16 protein-coding genes and 1 pseudogene are annotated in these 16,736 nt (G+C 68.0%); all 17 read right to left on the reverse strand.

The features are described from left to right. Positions 1-282, reverse strand: a pseudogene (locus C7I84_RS12670) (leucine zipper domain-containing protein); the annotation flags it as partial. A 131-nt stretch (positions 283-413) separates the two neighbouring features. Then, positions 414-1,295, reverse strand: a complete 882-nt coding sequence (locus C7I84_RS12675) for an AAA family ATPase (RefSeq protein ID WP_106772567.1) — start codon at positions 1,293-1,295, stop codon at positions 414-416. A gap of 310 nt (positions 1,296-1,605) precedes the next feature. Beyond that, positions 1,606-2,616 carry a xanthine dehydrogenase family protein molybdopterin-binding subunit gene (locus C7I84_RS30945; protein ID WP_106772569.1) on the reverse strand — a complete coding sequence of 337 codons (1,011 nt, stop codon included), beginning with the start codon at positions 2,614-2,616 and terminating at the stop codon, positions 1,606-1,608. A gap of 3 nt (positions 2,617-2,619) precedes the next feature. Beyond that, positions 2,620-3,984, reverse strand: a complete 1,365-nt coding sequence (locus C7I84_RS30950; RefSeq protein ID WP_106772704.1) for a xanthine dehydrogenase family protein molybdopterin-binding subunit — start codon at positions 3,982-3,984, stop codon at positions 2,620-2,622. Positions 3,985-4,180: 196 nt separating this feature from the next. Next, a complete protein-coding gene (locus C7I84_RS12695) occupies positions 4,181-4,663 on the reverse strand; it encodes a (2Fe-2S)-binding protein (RefSeq protein WP_106772570.1) in 483 nt (160 codons plus the stop codon). Positions 4,664-5,056: 393 nt separating this feature from the next. Further along, complete coding sequence (locus tag C7I84_RS12700) at positions 5,057-5,857, reverse strand: FAD binding domain-containing protein (protein ID WP_106772571.1); 801 nt, start codon at positions 5,855-5,857, stop codon at positions 5,057-5,059. A gap of 30 nt (positions 5,858-5,887) precedes the next feature. Further along, positions 5,888-6,331, reverse strand: a complete 444-nt coding sequence (locus C7I84_RS12705) for an SRPBCC family protein (protein WP_106772572.1) — start codon at positions 6,329-6,331, stop codon at positions 5,888-5,890. A 224-nt stretch (positions 6,332-6,555) separates the two neighbouring features. Next, positions 6,556-7,371 (reverse strand): AraC family transcriptional regulator, encoded by an 816-nt coding sequence (locus tag C7I84_RS12710; protein WP_106772573.1) that lies wholly within the window; start codon positions 7,369-7,371, stop codon positions 6,556-6,558. A 203-nt stretch (positions 7,372-7,574) separates the two neighbouring features. Beyond that, the gene (locus C7I84_RS12715) at positions 7,575-8,969 is read right to left on the reverse strand and encodes a glutamine synthetase family protein (protein WP_106772574.1); all 1,395 of its coding nucleotides are present in this window, start codon (positions 8,967-8,969) and stop codon (positions 7,575-7,577) included. 33 nt (positions 8,970-9,002) lie between these two features. Beyond that, positions 9,003-10,091 carry a branched-chain amino acid ABC transporter permease gene (locus tag C7I84_RS12720; protein WP_245428420.1) on the reverse strand — a complete coding sequence of 363 codons (1,089 nt, stop codon included), beginning with the start codon at positions 10,089-10,091 and terminating at the stop codon, positions 9,003-9,005. A gap of 3 nt (positions 10,092-10,094) precedes the next feature. Further along, positions 10,095-10,994: a branched-chain amino acid ABC transporter permease gene (locus C7I84_RS12725; protein WP_106772575.1), complete on the reverse strand. Its 900-nt coding sequence runs from the start codon at positions 10,992-10,994 to the stop codon at positions 10,095-10,097. A 3-nt stretch (positions 10,995-10,997) separates the two neighbouring features. Then, positions 10,998-11,702, reverse strand: a complete 705-nt coding sequence (locus C7I84_RS12730; protein WP_106772576.1) for an ABC transporter ATP-binding protein — start codon at positions 11,700-11,702, stop codon at positions 10,998-11,000. 54 nt (positions 11,703-11,756) lie between these two features. Further along, positions 11,757-12,908: an ABC transporter substrate-binding protein gene (locus tag C7I84_RS12735; protein ID WP_106772577.1), complete on the reverse strand. Its 1,152-nt coding sequence runs from the start codon at positions 12,906-12,908 to the stop codon at positions 11,757-11,759. Positions 12,909-12,956: 48 nt separating this feature from the next. Next, entirely contained in the window at positions 12,957-13,682 is a 726-nt protein-coding gene (locus C7I84_RS12740) for an ABC transporter ATP-binding protein (RefSeq protein WP_106772578.1), read from the reverse strand. A 174-nt stretch (positions 13,683-13,856) separates the two neighbouring features. Beyond that, entirely contained in the window at positions 13,857-14,435 is a 579-nt protein-coding gene (locus C7I84_RS12745) for a helix-turn-helix domain-containing protein (protein WP_106772579.1), read from the reverse strand. 71 nt (positions 14,436-14,506) lie between these two features. Beyond that, positions 14,507-15,325 carry an N-formylglutamate amidohydrolase gene (locus tag C7I84_RS12750; protein ID WP_106772580.1) on the reverse strand — a complete coding sequence of 273 codons (819 nt, stop codon included), beginning with the start codon at positions 15,323-15,325 and terminating at the stop codon, positions 14,507-14,509. Beyond that, positions 15,303-16,712 (reverse strand): aldehyde dehydrogenase family protein, encoded by a 1,410-nt coding sequence (locus C7I84_RS12755; protein WP_106772581.1) that lies wholly within the window; start codon positions 16,710-16,712, stop codon positions 15,303-15,305. The genes C7I84_RS12750 and C7I84_RS12755 overlap by 23 nt, the downstream gene beginning before the upstream one ends. Positions 16,713-16,736 lie beyond the last annotated feature (24 nt).

Raw genomic sequence — 16,736 nt, forward strand, 5'->3', positions numbered from 1 at the left:
CTTCAGCTTCTTCGGACCCCAGTTCGGATGATCGAGCCGGCACTCCACCAGCGCCGCGCGGATGTCCTCATCGACCGATCGAGCCTGAACCAGCGGCGCCCGCGAACGGGCCACCACCCCGCCAAGCTCCTCGGCCGCGTAACGCCGCATCAGCATGTAACCCGCCTGCCGGCTGATCCCGTACTCGGCACACAGCGCGCTCATGTCATCACACTCGCCCGAAAGCCGGTCCATGATGAACCGGCGCTTCACTTCCTCGATGCTCGCTCCAGTCCAAACCATCGGCAGGCTCCTTCCCCTGCCGACACGCTAATCTGTCAACCATCTCGCCGGTCCATTCTGTCAACAATCTGCCCGGTCTGGACCTTGCAGCCACCCCTCCCTCAAGGGGGAGGGGGAAGCCGGCGCTCCGTTCACCCCAGCGCCTCCTCGACGATGCGGCCGAGGTCGGGCGCGAGGTAGGAAAGGTCCTCCTCGTCCTTGATCAGGACGCCGATCGCCCGGCGGAACGCTTCCGGCCATGGGCTGCCGCCCTTCTCCAGTACGGTCGCCGCATTGGCCCATTCGACGGCCTCGGAAATGCCCGGCGGCTTGGCCAGCGGCCGGGCGCGCAGGCTGCGCACGGCGTCGGCGACGGCGCGCGCCGTCTCTTGCGCTACATCGCCTGCGCGCAGCATGATGATCGCCGCCTCGCGCTCGGCGTCGGGGTAGCCGATCCAGTGGTAGACGCAGCGCCGGCGCAGCGCTCCCGCCAGCTCGCGCGTGCGGTTGGAGGTGAGGATCACCACCGGCTGCGCGGTCGCGCGGATGGTGCCGCGCTCCGGGATGCTGATCTGGAAGTCCGACAGGAATTCCAGCAGCAGCGCCTCGAATTCGTGGTCGGAGCGGTCGATCTCGTCGACCAGCAGCACCCGTTCGAGCGGCGCCCGCAGCACCTGCAGCAGCGGGCGCGCCACCAGGAAGCGGTCGTCATAGATGTCGATCTCGCGCTCGCCGGCCTGGCGGATGGCAAGCAATTGGCGCTGGTAGTTCCATTCGTAGAGCGCATGCGCGGCGTCGATGCCTTCGTAGCATTGCAGCCGCACCAGATCGCGCCCGAGCAGCGCGGCGACCGCCTTGGCCGCCTCGGTCTTGCCGACCCCTGGCGCGCCTTCGAGCAGCAGCGGCTTGCCCATGCGCAGCGCCAGGAAGATCGCCGTGGCGAGCCCGTCGTCGGCGAGATAGCGCATCTCGGCGAGCCGCGACGCAACGGCCTCGGGCGATGCGACGGGCTTTTCGGCGGCCGCTCTGGTCATGCCGCTCTCCGCCTGCAAAGGCGCCGACCGTGCGGTGGACTTATCCTCCCCTTTGTGGCGAGGGCAAACACATATGGAATTACCCCCACCCCTACCCTCAAGGGGGAGGGGACTGGCTTGCGTTTCCGCTCGGTCTCAATCGTCGGCGGTTTTGCGCGGCAGAGCAGCCGCAAAATCCCCCTCCCCCTTGAGGGGAGGGGTAGGGGTGGGGGTATTGCGCGGGCCGACGCTTCCAGAACTTCCTTGTACGATTGCGCCACCCTTGAGAGGGCACGCCGGTCGCGACTGAGCATGACCGCTTCCATCCTCCCTACACCGCCCCGGCCCGCTGCTCCTTCAGCGCCCGCAGAATCCGCTCCGGCGTGATCGGCAGCGTGTCGACGCGCACGCCGACGGCGTCGAAGATGGCGTTGGCGACGGCCGGTATCTGCGGATTGGCGCACATCTCGCCCGGCCCCTTGGCGCCATAGGGCCCGTCCGCCGCCGGCCGCTCCAGCACAATGATCTCGGTCTCGGCGAGGTCGCCCGGCCCCGGCATCAGATACTCGTTGAAGTCGGTGCCGCCATGCTCGCGGTTGGGATAATAGGGCTCGGTCGTCTCGTAGAGCGCGTGCGAAATGCCCATCCACGAGCCGCCGACAAGCTGCTGCTCGACCATCCTCGGGTTGAGCGCCCGGCCGATCTCGAAGACGTTCTTGACCGAGATCACCGTCACCTCGCCGGTCTCGTCGTCGACGTCGACTTCCGCCACCGTGCAGGCATGCGCGTAGCAGGTCGACGGCTTCATCGCCCCGGTCTCCGTTTCCGGGAAGGAGCGCGGCACCAGGAACATGCCGCGGCCGGAGATCGAGCGGCCGAGCTTGAAATGCGCGGTCAGCGCCGTGTCGAAGATCGAGATCGCCTTCTGCGGCGCGCCCTTCACGTGGATGTTGCCGGTGCCGTCGGTGTCGAGGTCGGCGGCGTCCACCTCCAGCGCCTCGGCCGCCACCTCCAGCATCACCTGCCGCGCCTCCTTTGCCGCCTGGATCACGGCGTTGCCGATGCGGTGGGTGCCGCGCGAGGCGAAGGTGCCCATGCAGTGCGGGCCGGTGTCGGTATCGGCGGTGTCGATGATCACCTGCTCGGTCGGCACGCCGATCGTCTCGGCGCAGATCTGGGCCATCACCTGCTTCAGCCCCTGGCCGAGATCGACGGAGGACAACGTCACCATGAAATTGCCGGTCGGCGTCGAATGCACCAGCGCCTGGCTGGGGTCGCCGCCGAGATTCATGCCCGTGGGATAGTTCACCGCCGCCACGCCGGTGCCGCGCCAGATCGCCATCGCTCAGCTCCCCTTGTAGGACGACATGGTCATGAATTTCTCGGCCACCGGCCAGTTGGAGGCGCGCGCCGCCTCCTGCATGCATTCAATCAGCGCCGCGCCCTCGGTCTTCTGCCGGTGCGCCTTCATGTCGCCGTCGCGATAGGCGTTGATGAAGCGGAATTCGAGCGGGTCCATGCCGATCAGCCGCGCCAGCTTGTCCATCTGCACCTCCAGCGCGAAGTCGGCGATGGTGACGCCGAAGCCGCGCATCGCCGAGGACGGCGTGCGGTTGGTGTAGACGCAATAGGTGTCGATCCACACATTCGGCACGGTGTAGGGGCCGGGGTAGTGCGCGGCGCCCTTTTGCGCGCCATAGGGCGAGTGGCGCGAATAGGCGCCGGCATCGGTGTAGCCCGTCACTTTCCGCGCGATCAGCCGCCCGTCCTTCGTCACCCCGTCCTTCAGCACGATCTTCTCCGCCGCGCGCGGCGAGGAGATCTGCATCTCCTCGTAGCGGCTGTAGATGAAAGAGACCGGCCGACCCGTCAGCTTCGAGGCCAGGATGGCGATCGGCTCGACCGTCACGTCGACCTTGCCGCCGAAACCGCCGCCCACCGTGCCGCCGACCATATGCAGCTTGTGGCCGGGCATCTGCAGGATGATCGAGGTGTTGTCGAGGGTGAAGAACATCGCCTGCGTGTTGGTGTGGCAGGTGAAGCGGTCGTTGCCCTCCGGCACGACGATGCAGCCGGTCGTCTCGGTCGGCGCATGCTCGATCGGCGACGACCAGTAGGTCTGCTCGAGGATGTGGTCGGCCTCGGCAAAGGCTTTTTCGACGTCGCCGAAGCGCACCTTCCGGCACTCGCCGCTGTCATACATGTAAAAATTCTGGCCGTGATATTCGTTGACCACGGGCGCGCCGGGCTGCAGCGCCGCCTCCATGTCGAGCACGGCCGGCAGCACCTCGTAGTCCACCTTCACTTTCGCCGCCGCCTCTTCGGCGGCGCGCTCGCTGTCGGCGATGACGGCCACCACCGCCTCGCCCTTCCAGCGCACCTTGTCCTCGGCCAGCACCTGCTCGTCCTCCGGCCCGACCTGGATGAGGATCAGGATGGTGTAGACGTTGTGCGGCACGTCCTTATGAGTGAGCACGCGCACCACGCCCGGATGTTTTTCCGCCTCCGACGTGTCGATGCTTCTGATGCGCGCATGGTGATGCGGGCTGCGCACCATCTTCAGGTGCAGCAGCCCCGGAAAGGTGCGGTCAGCGAAATAGGCGGTCTTGCCGGTCACATGGCCGGGCACGTCGGAGCGCGGCCGCCCCTGGCCGAGTTCCTTCAGGTCGTCGGTTCGCTGGTCGGCGAAGTAGGATTTGGCGAGTTGGATCATTGGCGAGTTCCCGGCTCTCGTAGAGCTTCTCCGATCGACGTATTGCGCTCCCTCCACCGCCTTCGGCGGTCCCCCTCTCCCGTTTCGCAGGGGAGGAGCCGGCCGCCGCGGCCTGCCGCGACCTTGATCCTCCCTCGTTTACGGGGGAGGGGGACCACGCGAAGCGTGGTGGAGGGGGCGGCCATGATTTCCATCACGCCGCGTTCTGCGAGTTGGCGCGGGCGGCCGTCAGCACGGCGCGGATGATCGGCTCGTAGCCGGTGCAGCGGCAGATGTTGCCGGAGATCGCCTCGACCACGTCCTCGCGCGTCGGGTTCGGCGTCTGGTCGAGCAGCGCCTTGGCCGCCATGATCATGCCCGGCGTGCAGAAGCCGCATTGCGCGGCGAATTCGTCGACGAAGGCACGCTGCAGCGGATGCATGACGCCGTCCGCCGCCAGGCCGGCGGTGGTCTCGACCGCCGCCCCCTCGCAAGTCTCGGCAAGCGTCAGGCAGGAGAGTTTCAGCTCGCCGTCGATGATGACCGAGCAGGCGCCGCAGGCACCCTGGTGGCAGCCGCCCTTGGGCGAGGTGTCGCCAAGCTTGTGACGCAGCACCTTCAGAAGCGTCGCGCCACTCTCGACGAACTCCGCCTTCTCCTCCCCGTTCAGCGTGAACTGGACCGGTACCTTCGCCATCTTCTCCTCCTCGCGCCTGCGCGGCTACTGGGCCGCTGCGCCTTGGCGATTCCCTATCGACGTTTCGGACTTCGCGCCCCTTGTCCTGCCGGACACTCCCCCACTCCCCCCTTGAAGGCAGGGCAATCGCACATGAGTTTACCCCCACCCCTAACCCCTCCCCACAAGGGGGAGGGGAATTCGCTGGCCTGTTCGCCAGGCGTCAGTCATCGACGGTTTCGCCTGGCATGGCGGCCGCAAAGTCCCCCTCCCCCTTGTGGGGAGGGTTAGGGGTGGGGGTACGGACCGGCGAAAGTCCCCATCGTTTGTCATATGCGATTGCCCTGCCCTTGAGGGGGAGAGTCCGGCAGGACAGAGGGGGTGCGAGGCACCGAAGCATACGCCACCTGAAACCTACTCCAGCAGCAGCCGGCCGAAATGCACCGGCAGCACTTCCTTGCGGTACCAGGCGCTGGCGATGGCGTCGGTGATCGGCCGCACGCCGTCGCCGACCGCCGCTATCGCCGCCGCGATGCCGTCCTTCGTGCGCCTGCTGCCGACCAGCGCCTTCTCGGCCGCGCGGGCGCGGATCGGGTGCTCGGCCATGCAGCCCAGCGCGATGCGCGCGGCGGTGACGGTGCCGTCGGCGCTCTCCTCCAGCACGGCGGCGATGCTCAGCACCGAAATGCCCTTCGGCTTGATGCGCGAGACCTTCAGGAAGCGGAACTGCCCAGCCGCCGGCACGTCGAAGCCGACGCCGGTGACCACGGTGCCGGCATGCATCCCGGCGCGGCCCGCCAGGAAGGCCTCGACCGGCACCTCGCCGCCGGTCGTATACACGGTCGCGTCGAGCGCCAGCAGCGCCACGGCGAAGTCGCCATAGGGCGCCGGCGCGAACAGGTTGCCGCCGACCGTCGCCATGTTGCGCACGGCCGGCCCGCCGACGGCCCTGGCCGCCCTCGCGAGCGCCGCCAGCTCCGGATGGCGGGCGATCTCGGCCATCGTCACTGCTGCGCCGAGATGCGCCCTCCCTGCGTCGACCGCGATCTTTCGCAGTGCCGGATCGGTCGAGCGGACGAAGGTCGACAGCGAGATGTCCCCCTCGTTGGCGGCGCGCACCACCAGGGTGCCGCCGCCGAGATAGCGGGCCCCGGCGGCCTTCAGCGCCGCGCCGGCTTCGGCTGCTGTTTCGTAGGTCTTGAGTGCGAGCGGCATGCCATCCTCCCGAGCTGGCCGCGACGGCCCTCAGCCGTTGCCGACGAAATGGTTCTTCAGCGCGTTGAACCCGCCCTGGAAGACGTTCTCGCCCATGCCCTTGGCGATCTCGTCGGCCTTGTCGGCCGGCGCGTCGAACTCCGCCGTCCACACCGCATAGGTGCGGTCGCCGTCGGTGACGCGCTCGAGCCGCAGCGTGGACGTATGGTTCGAGATCGGAGCCGGGTGTCCGATGATCGTATAGGTCACGTTATGATCGTCGTCCGAGAAGGCAATCAGCTTCTCACGGATGGTCGCACCGGACGCGACCTTGAAGTTGCGCACGCAGCCGATCTCGGTCGCCGCTCTGCCGTCCTCGATATGGCTCTCCACCATGCGCGGGTGCCAGCCCGGCAGGCCGTTGAAGTCGCGGATGCGCTCCCACACCTTTTCCACCGGCGCGTCGATGACGCTGGACACATGAACCTTCGCCATGCGGCGCTCCTCCCGAACTGTGCGTTGGAGGAGAGACTATGCCGCGCCAATCGAGCGCGCTTATCAATGCGTCTTCGCTGCTTATCGATGCGTCTGAAAAAGCGCGGGTTCAGGAGGCACCGCAGGGGACAGTTTACTTTCTTTCCGCAGAAAGGCCGAAGCACGCGAAAGGCTGGTGCGGGCGGAAAAAAGTAAACTGTCCCCGGTCCTTGACCGTGTAGCGCCTACACTGTCGCCCGCGCTGCCTCCCTATAGAGCGTCGGCGGCACGCCGGCGTGGTCGCGGAAGAAACGGGTGAAGTTGCCCTGGGTGGTGAAGCCGAGATTGCCGGCCACCGAGATCAGCGGCTCCTCCGATCCCTGCAGCTGCCGCAGCGCCTCCTCCATGCGCAGCGTGTTCCAGTAGACGTTGGGCGTCAGCCCGGTCTGCTCCTTGAACAGGGCGAAGAAATGCGGCCGCGACAGCCCGACGGCCCGCGCCACCGCGTCGAAGCAGATGCGCTCGCACACATTGGCCTTCATCAACTCGATCGCCTTGCGCACGCGGAAATCCCGGATCGCCGGGCCGCGCCGCCGCGGGCTGGTGGGCGCAGCGTCCAGCAGGCTGTCGATCAGCCGCTCGATCTCGTAGGCGGCGATCTCGCCGAAGCCGTCGTCGTCCTCCAGCCGGTGGTAGAGGTCGAGCGCGGCCCGGTGCAGCCAGGGGTCGAGCGGGATCGCCGGCTCGGCGAACAGCGGCACGCCGCGGGCGAGGGCGCGGCGCCGGCGCGCCCAGTCGGGATCGATGTAGAAGGCGAGGAACCGGCCCGGCGTGCCGTCCGGCGAGAAGGCATGGCTGTGCGGCTCCAGCGAGTCGATGCCGGCGGCCATGTCCCCGGCCAGCCGCACCGTCTCGCCGCCGATGGTCATCTCGCCGGCGCTGCCCTCGAGCCACAATATGATATGGGCTTCCGCATGCGCATGGGTGACGAGGCTGCTTGCGACGTTCAGCACCGAGACGTGGCCGAACGCGCCCCGGAAGAGCCTGATCGAGCTCGCCATGTTTTCCTCCCCAGAGCTTCGTGCCGTTCGATGCGTGGCTCTGATCCTCGGGGAAAATTCTGGAGCGCCGGCGGCGGGCCGTCAATAGCGGCCGTCTGGCGATTGGCGAGAGGGGACAGTTTACTTTCTTTCGGCAGAAAGGCCGCAGCAGTTCAGAGGTCGCGCGGGCCGAAAAAAGTAAACTGTCCCCGGCACTTACGCCATCAATTGACGAAATAGCGCTGCCACTCGAAATCGGTGATGTGCGCGGCCTGCCACGCTTCGAACGCGGCCTGCTCGGCGCGGCGGCTTTCGGCATAATTGTCGCGGAACGCCTCGCCGAAGGCATCGGCGCAGAATTCCGAGCGGGCGAAGGCGTCGATCGAGGCGGACAGCGTGCGTGGCAGCTTCGGCTTGTCGAGCCCGGCGAGGTCGGAGGTGACGGGGGCCTCCAGCGCAAGGCCCTTCTCGATGCCTTCGCAGCCGGCGGCCAGCATGGCGGCGATGGACAGGTAGGGATTGACGTCGGCGCCGGGCGCCCGGTGCTCGAAGCGGCAGGCGGCGTCGCCCGGCGTGGTGATGACGCGGATCGGCGCGGTGCGGTTCTCGAAGCCCCAGGCGACGTCCTCCGGCGACCAGGCGCCGCGGTCGAAGCGGCGGTAGGAGTTGACGGTCGGCCGGAACAGGAGATGCGTCTCCTGCATGCGGTTGAGCATACCGGCCAGGAATTTTTCAGCGACCGGCGCCAGCCGGTTCGGTCCGGCGGGGAAGGCCGGCTTGCCGTCGCGCCACAGGCTGACATGGTGGTGGGCGCCGCAGGCGCTTTCCTTGCCGGGCGGCTGGAAGCGGGTCATGAAGGTGGCGACCAGGCCGCGCTCGGCACACAGCTCGCGCAGGTGCAGTTTCGCCCGCATGGCGGCGTCGGCCGCCTCCAGCGGCGTCTTCGGCGTCAGCGCGTATTCGTACATGCCGAAGCCGTATTCGGTCACCAGCGAGGCGACGCCGATGCCGATGCTCTTCATGCGGGTGACGAATTCGGCGGCGAAATCCTGGTAGTCGCCGGTGCGCACCAGATCGTAGTTCACCAGCGAATGGCCCCAGGGCTTCAGCTCGCGGTAGCGGCCGGCGCGCATCAAATCGTGGTCGGCATGGAAGATGCCGAACTCGTATTCGAGCGCGAAACGCGCCTCGTAGCCGAGCGCGTCGATCCGCTCCTCCACCTTGGCGAGCACGCTGCGCGGATCGTAAGGGCAGGGGCTGCCGTCGAGCATGAAGGCGCGCGTCATGGCCGAGGCGAATTTCGGCTTCCAGCCGTGCTGGACGACGGTCGCCGGGTCGATGATGCCCTTGATGTTGGGAAAGCCGTTCTCGTCGTTGGCACAAGCCGAGGCGAAGGCGACGTCGCCCATCGGCTGGCCGTCGCCATGGGTCACGCAATAGAGGATGGCGTTGATCGCCTCGCCGGACGTCGACAGTTTCAGCGGCGCGATCTTGGAGCGGAACGCGCCGGACGTGTCGACGGTATGAATCGCGATGAATTCGACGCCGTCGGCGGCCAGTTTGCCCTGCAAAGCCTCGAGTTTTGGCGCGTATTCGGCGATTTTTTCTTCAAATCCCACCGTAAATCTCCCGAAAAATGGCCGGCCGCCGCCCTAGCGGGCGCGCCGGAAAAACCTTGCGAGCTGCTCGTCCAGTTCGTGGCGGCCGCATATGCCGCTCGGCCGGAACGCCATGCTGAGCACGATGACGACGCCCAGTGCGACGCCGGACAGGCCGAGAAGCTGCGGCAGCTGGATGCCGCCGATGCTGACGCCCGACTCGATGCTGCGGATGAATTCCAGCCCGACCGACAGCACGATCACGCCCGTGACCGCCCCTGTCACGGTCGCCATGCCGCCCAGGATCAGCATGGCGAGCGTCATGAAGATCTGCTGGAAATAGAAGAGTTTCGGGCTGATCGTGCCGGCGAAATAGGCATAGAGGATGCCGGCCAGCCCGCAGATCAGCGCCGACAGGATCCAGGCGACGAGCCGCAGCCGCTTCGCGTCGACGCCGACGGCCGCCGCCGCCTGCGGGCTCTGGGCGCTGGCCCTGAGCTGCAGGCCCCAGCGGCTGTCCTTGAACAGCCGCGCCAGCACGATCACCACGACGGCAGCGGCCATGATGCCGGGCAGGCCGACCACCTTGGGGATGCCGAAGAAGGCCTGGTTGCCCTTGAACAGGTCCGTCCAGTTGAGGAAGACCGAATGGACGATGATCAAAAGGGCGAGGCTGACGATGGTCGCCGCCACGCCTGACAGGCGGCTGATGACCTTGCCGCTTGCCGCCGCGACCACGCCGACGGCGAGCAGCGCGCACAGCGCCGCCGTGAGCGGGTCGAGGGCGATGTCAGCCAGCCCGAACGGCGCGTCAGGGATCGACAGCTTCTTCATCGCCGGCGGGGTGGCTAGTACCGCCACGCCGTAGGCGCCGATGCCGACGAAGGCGCTGTGGCCGAGATTGGCGATGTTGCCGTTGCCCATGAAGACCTGCAGGCCGACGACCACGATCAGGTTGACGAAGGCCGCCAGCGCCAGGTGCGTGTAGTAGGCCGGCGCGAAGGCGAGGATCAGCAGTCCGATGGCCAACACCGGCAGGGCGGTCACCAGCCCGCCCAGCAGCGAACGCAGCACCGGCTTTGCCGGACCGGATGGCGTTGCGACGGCAGTAGACGTCGAGGCGCTGATCTCCATGTGCGCCATCGGTCAGGCCTCCTTGTCGCCCAGTTCCGCCCGCCTGCCGAGCAGGCCCTCGGGACGGTAGAGCAGGAGCGCCACGATGATCCCATAGGTGAGGGCCTCCTTGAAGCCCCCGTATTGCTGCGGCAGGGCGACCAGCAGGCCGACCTCGATGAAGCCGAGCAGCATGCCGCCGACCGCCGCGCCGGCGAGCGAGCCGAAGCCGCCGATGACGCAGGCGACGAAGGCCTTCAGTACCAGGCCGAAGCCGAGGTCGGGCGTGACGCTGCCGCGCCGGGCGATGATGAACACGGCGGCGATGCCGGCCAGCGCGCCGGAGATTGCGAAGGCGGTGGCGATCACCCGGTTGGCGCGGATGCCCATCAGCCGCACGGTGGCGAAATCGCGCGAGGCGGCGCGGATCGCCAGCCCGAGGGTGGAGCGGTTGAGGAACAGCACCAGCCCGACGATGGCGAGGGCAGCGACGACAAGCTCCAGCACCTGCAGCGACGACACGGCGAACGGGCCGAAGAACCACATCTGGTTGAGGCCGTTGAGGATCGACACCGACTGCGGCTTCGGCGAGATCAGCAGCATGAACAGGTTCTGCACGACGATGCTGACGCCGAAGGCGGTGAGCAGGCCGGTCGTCGTCGGCGCGTAGCGGACGGGGCGGAAGGCCACCCGCTCGAAGGCGACGGCGGCAAGCGCGGCCGCGCCGACCGCCAGCAGTACCGCCACCAGCGGCGAGGTGAGCCCGAGCGCGGCGGCCAGGAAGACGCTGTAGGCGGAGACGCCGATGATCTCGCCATGGGCGAAGTTGACCAGCCCCATGATCGAGAAGACCACCGCCAGCCCGAGCGCCACCAGCGAATATTCCGCGCCGAAGGCGAGCGCGTTGAGCAGTTGCTGGAAGAGGTAGTCCATGGGTCAGCCGCCGATGTAGAGATTGAGTAGGCCGTGCTCGTCGGCGAGACCCGCCGGCGGACCGGAATAGCGGAGGGTGCCCGAGGTGACGACATGGACGCGGTCGGCGAAGCGCAGCGCCTGCGCCGCGTTCTGCTCGACCACGAGCAGGGTTAGGCCCTCGGCCTTCAGCTGGCCGATGAAATCGAAGATCTGCACGACGATCTTCGGCGCGAGGCCGAGCGAGGGCTCGTCGAGCAGCAGCAGCTTCGGCCGCGACATCAGCGAGCGGGAGATCGCCAGCATCTGCTGCTCGCCGCCCGACAGCGTGCCGGCGGCCTGGCCGTAGCGCTGCGACAGCACCGGGAACAGCGCCAGGAAACGATCGATATCGGCGCGCACGCCCTTGGGATCGCGCCGCGTCGCCGCGCCCAGGCGAAGATTCTCCGCGACCGTCAGGTTGGCGAAGATGTGCCGGCCCTCCGGCGTCGAGGTGAGGCCGGCGCGGATGCGGTCCTCGGTGCGCGTGCGCGAGATGTCGCGGCCATCGAGGACGATGCGGCCGGCGGCCGCGTCGACGAGGCCGGTGAGCGCGTTGATGGTCGAGCTTTTGCCGGCACCGTTGGGGCCGAGCAGCGCCACCAGCTCGCCGTGGCCGATCGAAAGCGAAAGGTCGCGCACCGCCGTCACCGCGCCGTAGCGCACGGTCAAATTCTCGACCGTCAGCACGGCACGGCCCGGCCAGCAGATGGCGCCCGATGCTTCATGTCCCCGCCGTCGCGCTCAGTCCAGCGCCGGCACGTAGGTCGGCGGGGTGTCGGTGATCAGCACGCGGTTTCCCTCGGCGAAGCCGATCACCGGCACTGCCTTGACCGGATAGCCCTTCTTCTCGGCGAAGGAGATCACCGGCGCCGTCGTGCCGGGATATCCGCCCGGCGCGCGCATCGCCTCGCGCAGCGCCGCCGCCTCGGTCGTGCCGGCCTTCTTCGCCGCCTCGTAACTGATCTGCACCATGTCGGCGCCGAGCGCGTCGAAGATGCCGTTGACCTTGTAGCCGTCGGCCTTGCATTGCTCCAGGAACTGGTCGATCGGGCTGTCCATGCCGGTCGCGCCATGGGTGGCGAACATCACCTTGTCGAGCGAGGCGGCGTCGCCCACGGTGCCTTCCAGCGACTTGTCGTCGAAGGCGTCGCAGCCGGCGACCCAGCCGTCATAGCCGTTGGCGCGCAGCTGGCGCAGGAGGATGCCGACATCCGGCAGCACACCGCAGACATGGATGGCGTCCGGCTTCTCCGGCAGCGCCTTGATGCTGGCGATCTGCGGCGACCAGTCGGTGGTGCCCCAGGAATAGTTGAGCTTCGTCACCACCTTGCCGCCGAGATGCTCGAACACCTCGCCGAACCATTCCGGCAGCTTTTCCGAATAGGAGCCGGCGTCGGGCGACACCAGCAGCGCCACGCTGAGCGCGCCCTTGCCGTAGAGCGCATTGGCGACGGCGGCGGCGTTGATCGGATCGGGCACGGCGCCGGCGATGAAATTGTCGAGGCCGGCCTGCTGCATCTCGAGCTGCGTGTTGGGCGCCGAGAACACGGTGGCGCCATAGGGCTCGGCGATCTGCGCCGTCGGGATGAGGGCATCCGGGAAAGGCACGCCGGTGATGACCTGCGCGCCGGCGTCGAGGAATTTCTGGCCGAGCGACACGGAGAGCTGCGGGTCGGAACGGTTGTCCTCGATCATCAGCTCGATCTTCGGCCCGCCGTCGGCCGCCTTGTTGATCCTGTCGGCCATGCAGCGCGCGCCCTCGGCCTCGCTGTAGGGCGCGTAGGTGCCGGTCATGGCCACCGCCAGGCCGATCTTGAGGTCATCGGCTCCGGCGCTCGCCGCCTGCATCAACCCCGCCGCCAGAGCGGCCGCTCCAAGAACCAACTTTCCCATGGTGTTACCCCTTCCTTCCCGTTGTTCTCGTTTTCCGCTGCTTCGCCTTCAGGCGGGCTGCGCCTGCCCGACATAGACCTCGATGACGCGCGGATCGCGCCACACCGCGAGCGTCTCGCCGGAAGCGATGACCTCACCCTGGTCCATTACGCAGAGCCGGTCGCACAGGCGGTTGATGAAGCGCAGGTCGTGGTCGATGACGATGGTGGCGCAGCCGACGTCGCGGCGGATGCCTTCGATCGCCATGGCCAGCGCCTCGGATTCCCCTTCGTTGAGACCCGCCGCCGGCTCGTCGAGCATCAGCAGCGACGGCCCGAGCGCCAGCGCGCGGGCGATCTCCAGGCGCCGCTGGCTGCCGTAGGGCAGGGTGCCGGCGGGGACGTCGGCCAGGTCGTCGAGGCCGTATTGCGCGAGCAGGGCGTCGATGTCGATACCGGCGGCCTGCTTGGCCCGTGTGGCGCGGCAGGTGATGTAGGCGACCTCGACGTTCTGGCGGACGGTGAGATCCTTGAACAGGCGGATGTTCTGGAAGGTGCGGGCGACGCCTGCGCGGGCGCAATGTTCGGCGCCGCGTCCGGTCAGGTCCCTGCCGTCGAGGGTGATGCTGCCGCGCTCCGGCCTGAGCGTGCCGGAAATGGCGTTGACCAAGGTCGACTTGCCGGCGCCGTTGGGGCCGATCAGGCCGAGGATCTCGCCGGCCGCGCAGGCCAGCGACGCCTCGCGCAGGGCCTGGACCCCGCCGAACGTCTTGCTGACCGCCTCCACCGACAACATCGGCCGTCTCTCCCATTACCGGCCGGCGGCTGTTTCGCCTGCCGGCGGGTCAGAGGGATGCTAGACCCGCCACTTTTCCGGAACAAGCATTTTTTTCCATTTTAGAAAAAGTTTCTGGCGAACCGGATCCGAAGACGCGACGGAGGGATCGTTCCGGCAGCCGGCGAGACGGTTTCAGACCCCCGCCGGCAGGCCGTCCCGCGGCACCGTGTTCGACATCAGCATGACGACCGGATCGCCGCCGAGCGCGACATAGGCATGCTGCATCTCGCCGTCGAACAGGATGCTGTCGCCGGGATTGAGCACGGCGGGATCGTAGTGGATGGTGTGCAACTCGAGGCGGCCGGAGAGCACATGCACGAACTCCTCGCCCGAATGGCTGCGCCAGCCGCCATTCTCCTCGAACGACTTCGCCGTCAGCGTGACGCGCCAGAAGATGTTGGTCTTGTCGCGGAAATCGCTGCACAAAACCTCGAAGGACATGGCGTTGCCTTCATGCATGACGCCGCTGCCGGAGCGGGTGATCGAGCGCCGCGCCTGCAGGCCGGGCTTCGGCCGGAACAGGAAGGAGGCCACCGGCACATGCAGCACGCCGGCGATCATCAGGGCGACGTCGACGGTCAGCCGCGCCTTGCCGTTCTCCAGCTTGGACAGTTGCGAGACCGACAGGCCGGTCCGCTCGCTGAGGTCGCGCAGCGTGACGTTGCGCTCCTTGCGGGCCTCCCGGATCTTCGTTCCCACGCTGCCCTGCATCGTCCAGGCCCCCTGCTGTCGTGTTTCCAATCCGACAAGCTCTACCGGGGCGGACGGGAGGCGTCCAGTTGCTACGCGGCTTCGACGGGTTCCGGCCATAGCGATACCGCGACGGATGCAAGGGCGTCTTCCACGATCTGCGCGACCGGACCGAATGTTTCCGGATCGGCAAGCAGATCGTTCCTGACTTCGAGATAGAAACAGGGCATGCCGCGCCGCAGCCCGTGCCGGTCGAGCGTGTAGCCGATCGCCTGGCGCCAGTCATAAGGCTCGTTGTCGCCGACCTTGAACCCTGCGGCGAAGCCTGCCGCCTGGAAGGCTTCGAGCACGGCGGCGACGAAGGGCGACATCTCGCGCCACAGCACGCCGATGTCGACGGCCCGCCTTGCACCGCCCATCACCGGGGTGAAGGAATGGACCGAGACGAGCGCCCGCCGTCCTTCGGCGGCGGTGGCGATCGCCTGCTCCAGCGGCGCCCAGGCGATCCGGCGGCGCAGCTCGCGGTCACGCTCGTCCGCGCCAAAATTGCCGGGCACGGGGATGCCGCCGAGATCGGGCCGCATATGGTCCCACTCCTCGGTGGGCCGGTTGTAGTCGAGAAAGAGCCGCGACCAGCGGGCGAGCACGGCTGGGGCGCCGAGCCTTTCGGAGAGCCGGCGGGTGAGCGCGTCGATGCCGATGTCGACGGCGAAATGCGTGTCGAGGAGGGGCGGCGGCAAACCGAGATCGCGCCACGGCGCCGGCACGCGGTTGCCCGCATGCTCGGCGATCAGCAGGTATGGGCTGGCCGCCTGCGGTCGCAGCGTTTCCGCTGCCTCGGCCGCCAGCGCGGTGACCGTTGCGTCGTCCGGCCGACCGAAGCCGGTCTCAGGCGATGACGGAGCGGACATGGTAGGCCTTGGCCGCCGTCGCTTCGATGAGGCCGGCGCGGCCGTTGGTGCGGCCCATGCCGGAGTTCTTCACCCCGCCCCACGGCAGATAAAGGTCGGCATGGTCGCAGCGGTTGAGATAGACGGTACCGGCCTCGACCTCGTCGAGCAGCGCCGCGCCGCGGTCGATGTCCTGCGTCCAGATGCTGGCGCTCAGGCCGAAGTCGCTGTCGTTCATCAGCGCGACCGCCTGGTCGTCGCCGTCGACGGCCTGGATGCAGGCGACCGGCCCGAACAACTCGTCGCGCATGATCGCCATGCCGTGGTCGACGCCCACCAGCACTTCCGGCGCGACATAGGCCGCCCCGAGCTCGGCGGCGCGGCGCGCGCCGGTTTCCGGCATGAGGCGGCGGGCGCCGGCGCGCACCGCCTGCTCGGCCATACCGCGGATCGTGTCGGCCGCACTCGCCCGCACCACCGCGCCGAGCATAGGCTTCTCCGCGATCGGGTGGCCGATGGTCCATTTGGCCGCCTCGGCGACAAGAGCCTCGACGAAACGGTCGTGGATCGCCCGGTCGACATAGATGCGCTCCACCGAGCAGCAGGACTGGCCGGCATTGGAGAAGCTGCCCTCGGCGATCTGCGGCACGGCCGCTGACAGGTCGGCGTCGGCGCGGATATAGGCGGGATCCTTGCCGCCGAGTTCGAGATGCACCTGCGTGAAGGTGCCGGCGGCCGCGGCATGGACGCGGCGCCCGCCATTGACCGAGCCGATGAAATTGACCGCGTTGAAGGCGCCTGAAGCGATCAGCCGCTCGGCGTCGGCATGGTCGAGATGCAGGCTCTGGAACACGCCTTCGGGGCCGCCGGCGGCGCGGAAGGCCTCTTCCGCGACCTCCGCGATCAGCGGCGTCTGCGGCGAATGCTTGAAGATCACGACATTGCCGGCGGCGAGCGGCGCGGTGACGAGATAGCCCAGCATCGCGGTCGGATAGTTCCAGGCGCAGATCGACAGGTGCAGCCCGCCGGCGATCGGCCGGACGTAACGGCGGATGTTCTCGTCGGCCGGGTAAGGCGTATCGGCCAAGGTCTCCGCGGCTACGTCGGCAAGCAGCCTGCCGACCAGGGCAAGGCGCGGCGTCTCGTCGGCCTGCCAGAGCGGCCGGCCGATCTGCCAGGCGAGCATCTCCGCCAGTTGCGCGGCGCGCGCCTGCATCTCCTCGCCGAAGCGCAGCAGGATCGCCAGCCGCTCGGCAAGCGGGGTCCTCCGCCAGGAGCGCAGTGCGGCGCGGGCGCGGGCCAGCGCCGCCTCCATCGCCGCGCCGTCGGCGTAGGCGCGGGTGGCATAAACGGAACCGTCGACCGGCGAGGTGACGGAAAAGGTCCGGATGTCGGTGCGAGGGTTCATGAGGATCAATCCGCCGAATGCTGG

The organism is Kumtagia ephedrae, assembly GCF_003012745.1.
Taxonomy (GTDB): domain Bacteria; phylum Pseudomonadota; class Alphaproteobacteria; order Rhizobiales; family Rhizobiaceae; genus Kumtagia; species Kumtagia ephedrae.

Bases quoted from the DNA above. Each gene is read 5' to 3' on its own strand.
- C7I84_RS12675 (WP_106772567.1), bottom strand. From the start codon at position 1,295: ATGACCAGAGCGGCCGCCGAAAAGCCCGTCGCATCGCCCGAGGCCGTT.
- C7I84_RS30945 (WP_106772569.1), bottom strand. From the start codon at position 2,616: ATGGCGATCTGGCGCGGCACCGGCGTGGCGGCGGTGAACTATCCCACG.
- C7I84_RS12695 (WP_106772570.1), bottom strand. From the start codon at position 4,663: ATGGCGAAGGTACCGGTCCAGTTCACGCTGAACGGGGAGGAGAAGGCG.
- C7I84_RS12700 (WP_106772571.1), bottom strand. From the start codon at position 5,857: ATGCCGCTCGCACTCAAGACCTACGAAACAGCAGCCGAAGCCGGCGCG.
- C7I84_RS12705 (WP_106772572.1), bottom strand. From the start codon at position 6,331: ATGGCGAAGGTTCATGTGTCCAGCGTCATCGACGCGCCGGTGGAAAAG.
- C7I84_RS12710 (WP_106772573.1), bottom strand. From the start codon at position 7,371: ATGGCGAGCTCGATCAGGCTCTTCCGGGGCGCGTTCGGCCACGTCTCG.
- C7I84_RS12720 (WP_245428420.1), bottom strand. From the start codon at position 10,091: ATGGCGCACATGGAGATCAGCGCCTCGACGTCTACTGCCGTCGCAACG.
- C7I84_RS12725 (WP_106772575.1), bottom strand. From the start codon at position 10,994: ATGGACTACCTCTTCCAGCAACTGCTCAACGCGCTCGCCTTCGGCGCG.
- C7I84_RS12735 (WP_106772577.1), bottom strand. From the start codon at position 12,908: ATGGGAAAGTTGGTTCTTGGAGCGGCCGCTCTGGCGGCGGGGTTGATG.
- C7I84_RS12740 (WP_106772578.1), bottom strand. From the start codon at position 13,682: ATGTTGTCGGTGGAGGCGGTCAGCAAGACGTTCGGCGGGGTCCAGGCC.
- C7I84_RS12745 (WP_106772579.1), bottom strand. From the start codon at position 14,435: ATGCAGGGCAGCGTGGGAACGAAGATCCGGGAGGCCCGCAAGGAGCGC.
- C7I84_RS12750 (WP_106772580.1), bottom strand. From the start codon at position 15,325: ATGTCCGCTCCGTCATCGCCTGAGACCGGCTTCGGTCGGCCGGACGAC.
- C7I84_RS12755 (WP_106772581.1), bottom strand. From the start codon at position 16,712: ATGAACCCTCGCACCGACATCCGGACCTTTTCCGTCACCTCGCCGGTC.